This is a genomic window from Streptomyces sporangiiformans, assembly GCF_005768555.2.
GTDB classification, from domain to species: Bacteria; Actinomycetota; Actinomycetes; order Streptomycetales; family Streptomycetaceae; genus Streptomyces; species Streptomyces sporangiiformans.
Genome location: NZ_VCHX02000094.1, coordinates 1 through 3,394 on the forward strand (window position 1 = coordinate 1; position 3,394 = coordinate 3,394).

The following is a 3,394-nucleotide window of genomic DNA, read 5'->3' on the forward strand; positions in this document are numbered from 1 at the left end:
GGTGAGGGAGGGGCCGGCCCTCGGGTTGGGCGGGGAAGTGGGGTGCGGGGCGGGTACTCCGGGCGGGGTGGAAGTGGGGAAAAGCCGGACGCGGGCGTGGGGGGCGACCTACTCTCGAGTTGTGCCAGGCGCGTCCGGTCGGGTGCTTGTTGTGGACGACAACAAGGTCATCCGGCAGTTGATCAGGGTCAACCTCGAACTGGAGGGTTTCGAGGTCGTGACCGCGGCCGACGGTGCCGAGTGTCTGGATGTCGTTCATCAGGTGCGGCCCGATGTCCTCACCCTGGACGTGGTGATGCCCCGCCTGGACGGGCTGCGCACGGCCGCCCGCCTTCGTGCCGATCCGAGGACGCGGAATCTGCCCCTCGCCATCGTGAGTGCCTGTACGCAGTACGAGGTCGAGAGTGGGCTGGACCTGGGGGTCGACGCCTTTCTGGCCAAGCCCTTCGAGCCCGCCGAACTCGTGCGGATCGTATGGCAGTTGATGGAGCGGCGGAGCAGCGGCGCGTCGTTCGGGAGTTCATCGATGAAGAGTCCGGCGATGGAGAGTTCGTTGATCGAAGGTGCCTCGGTCGAGAGTTCGTACGGGGTGGCGGGGGAGGCCGAGCGTGCCGGGCGGACCGGCGCCGCCGGCTGACCACTATTCGATCGGCAACCACCGATTGGCGATCAGTCTCCGGCGGCGACCATTCTCCGATCGGCGGTCACCCACCGTCCCCATCCCGTGGATCCCACGCATCCCGCCCATCCCACCCACCCCCCGTCCACATCCCGGACCCTCCCCAAACCCGTTCGCCTACCCGCCCCCCTCCTCCCATACGCTTGTCCCCGTGACCCCCGTCGAGCTCTCCCGTACCNTGTCCCCGTGACCCCCGTCGAGCTCTCCCGTACCGTCCTGCGCGCCGTGCGCCGCGCCGTGGACGCCGGTGAGCTGAGTGTGGCCGTGCCCGCGCGGGCGATGGTCGCGCCGCCCGGGCCCGGGGGGTGCGGTGACTACGCCACGAACGTCGCCCTGCAGCTGGCCCGGCCCGCCGGGCGCCCGTCCCGTCAGGTCGCGGAGATCCTGCGGACGCACATCACCGACGCCGAGGGGGTCTCCGGCGTAGAGATCACCGGGCCCGGTTTCCTCAACATCACCCTCGACGGGGGAGCCGAGGCCCTGGTCCGGGAGATCCTGCGGCGCGGCGTCCGTTACGGGTACGTCGACGAGCCGACCGGGCGGAGCCGGCTGCTGCACCACCCGTGCGAGGTGCGTGCCGCGGTCACCGCGCAGGTGCTCGCGGGGATCCTCCGTACCCAGGGCATCCTCGTCCGTACGTCCTGTGAGAGGGAGTTGGACCCGGCGTGGGCAGGGCCCCTCGGTGTGACGGTGGGAGCCCACGGCAAGCCCGGCGCTCCCGCCGCCCCAGAGGATCCCGACGTGAACCTCCGGCCCGTCCCGGCGCCCGAGGACCCCACCCCGCTGGGCCGTGACGCGGGTCGCTGGGCTCTCCTCCACCCCGCCCCCCACGACCGGCCCCGCATCACCGCGGACCACCTCGTGCAGCGCGAGACCAACCCCCTCTTCCGGGTCCGTTACGCACACGCCCGCGCCCGAGCCCTCAGCCGCAACGCCGCCGATCTGGGCTTCGACAGCGCCCCCGGCGACGTACGCCCGAAGGAGACCAGTAACCCGCCCTCCTCCTTGCTCACCGCCCTCGCCGACTACCCCCCGGCCCTCACCACCGCCGCGAACCACCACGCGCCCGACCGCCTGGCCCGCCACCTCGTGGTCGTCGCCGATGCCTTCCTCCGTTACCAGGAGGCCACCCAGGTCCTCCCGCTCGGTGACGAGAAACCCTCGGCCGCCCACCGCGCCCGGCTCGCGCTTGCCGAAGCCGCCGGGACGGTGCTGGCCGGCGGCCTGTCCCTGCTCGGCATCGACGCACCCGAACACCTCTGAAGTCCGAAGAGAGCCAAGAAGAGACGCCATGAGCCGTTCCGCACATCCCGCCGGGCCCCGTCACGCCGATGTCCTGCCCGAGGGGCACTACTCCGCTCCGCCCGCCGACCTCAACGCCCTTGACCCGAAGGTCTGGGCGCAGACCGTCACCCGTACGCCCGACGGAGTCGTCACCGTGGGCGGCAGGGAGGTGACGGAGCTCGCCGAGGAGTTCGGCACCCCCGCCTACTTCCTCGACGAGACCGACTTCCGGGCGCGGGCGCGTGCCTGGCGCACGGCCTTCGGGCACGACGCCGACGTCTTCTATGCCGGCAAGGCCTTCCTCTCGCGTGCCGTCGTGCGCTGGCTGCACGAGGAGGGGCTCAACCTCGATGTCTGCTCCGGGGGCGAGCTCGCCACCGCTCTCTCCGCCGGTATGCCCGCCGACCGCATCGCCTTTCACGGCAACAACAAGTCCACCGACGAGATCACCAAGGCCATCGAGAGTGGCGTCGGGCGTATCGTCCTCGACTCCTTCCAGGAGATCGTCCGTGTCGCGCACATCGCCGAGTCCCTCGGCAAGCGGCAGCGCGTGCAGATCCGGGTGACCGTCGGCGTCGAGGCGCACACGCACGAGTTCATCGCCACGGCGCACGAGGACCAGAAGTTCGGCATCGCGCTCGCGGACGGGCAGGCCGCCGAGGCCGTACGGCGGGCCCTCGCGCTCGACGGGCTCGAACTCGTCGGAATCCACTCGCACATCGGCTCGCAGATCTTCGACATGGCCGGGTTCGAGGTCGCCGCGCGCCGGGTCGTGAAGCTCCTCGCCGAGGTCCGCGACGAGCACGGCGTCGAACTGCCCGAGATCGACCTGGGCGGCGGTCTCGGTATCGCCTACACGAGTGAGGACGATCCGCGCGAGCCGCACGAGATCGCCAAGGCGCTGAGCGAGATCGTCACGCGCGAGTGCGAGGCCGCGCGCCTCGGTACTCCGCGCATCTCCGTCGAGCCCGGGCGCGCCATCGTCGGGCCGACCGCCTTCACCCTCTACGAGGTCGGCACGATCAAGCCGCTGGACGGACTGCGTACGTACGTCTCCGTCGACGGCGGCATGTCCGACAACATCCGTACCGCGCTGTACGACGCCGAGTACAGCGTCGCCCTCGTCTCGCGCGCGAGTGACGCCGAACCCATGCTCGCCCGCGTCGTCGGCAAGCACTGCGAGAGCGGCGACATCGTGGTGCGGGACGCCTTCCTGCCCGCCGACCTGGCGCCCGGCGACCTCATCGCCGTCCCGGCCACCGGCGCGTACTGCCGCTCCATGGCCAGCAACTACAACCACGCTCTGCGCCCGCCCGTCGTCGCGGTCCGTGACGGCGAGGCCCGGACGATCGTCCGCCGGGAGACGGAGGAGGATCTGCTGCGCCTCGATGTCGGGTGAGCCGCTCCCGCTTAGGCCCGGCCCGGGGCCTG

General features: G+C 71.3%; 3 protein-coding genes. All 3 read left to right on the forward strand.

Annotation, left to right across the window (positions count from 1 at the left end; genetic code table 11):
- Positions 1 to 73: 73 nt before the first annotated feature.
- The 3 genes from FGD71_RS10595 to lysA all read left to right on the forward strand — a co-directional run bounded on the left by FGD71_RS10595 (position 74) and on the right by lysA (position 3,362).
- Complete coding sequence (locus FGD71_RS10595; protein WP_119100158.1) at positions 74 to 637, forward strand: response regulator; 564 nt, start codon at positions 74 to 76, stop codon at positions 635 to 637.
- A gap of 228 nt (positions 638 to 865) precedes the next feature.
- Positions 866 to 1,942 (forward strand): ArgS-related anticodon-binding protein NrtL, encoded by a 1,077-nt coding sequence (gene nrtL / locus FGD71_RS10600; protein ID WP_119100156.1) that lies wholly within the window; start codon positions 866 to 868, stop codon positions 1,940 to 1,942.
- Between the two features lie 28 nt (positions 1,943 to 1,970).
- Positions 1,971 to 3,362, forward strand: a complete 1,392-nt coding sequence (gene lysA, locus FGD71_RS10605) for a diaminopimelate decarboxylase (protein ID WP_119100157.1) — start codon at positions 1,971 to 1,973, stop codon at positions 3,360 to 3,362.
- The last annotated feature ends 32 nt before the right edge of the window (positions 3,363 to 3,394 follow it).

What these genes read in the sequence shown, in the direction of transcription:
- lysA (WP_119100157.1), top strand. Translation starts at nt 1,971, where the DNA reads ATGAGCCGTTCCGCACATCCCGCCGGGCCCCGTCACGCCGATGTCCTG.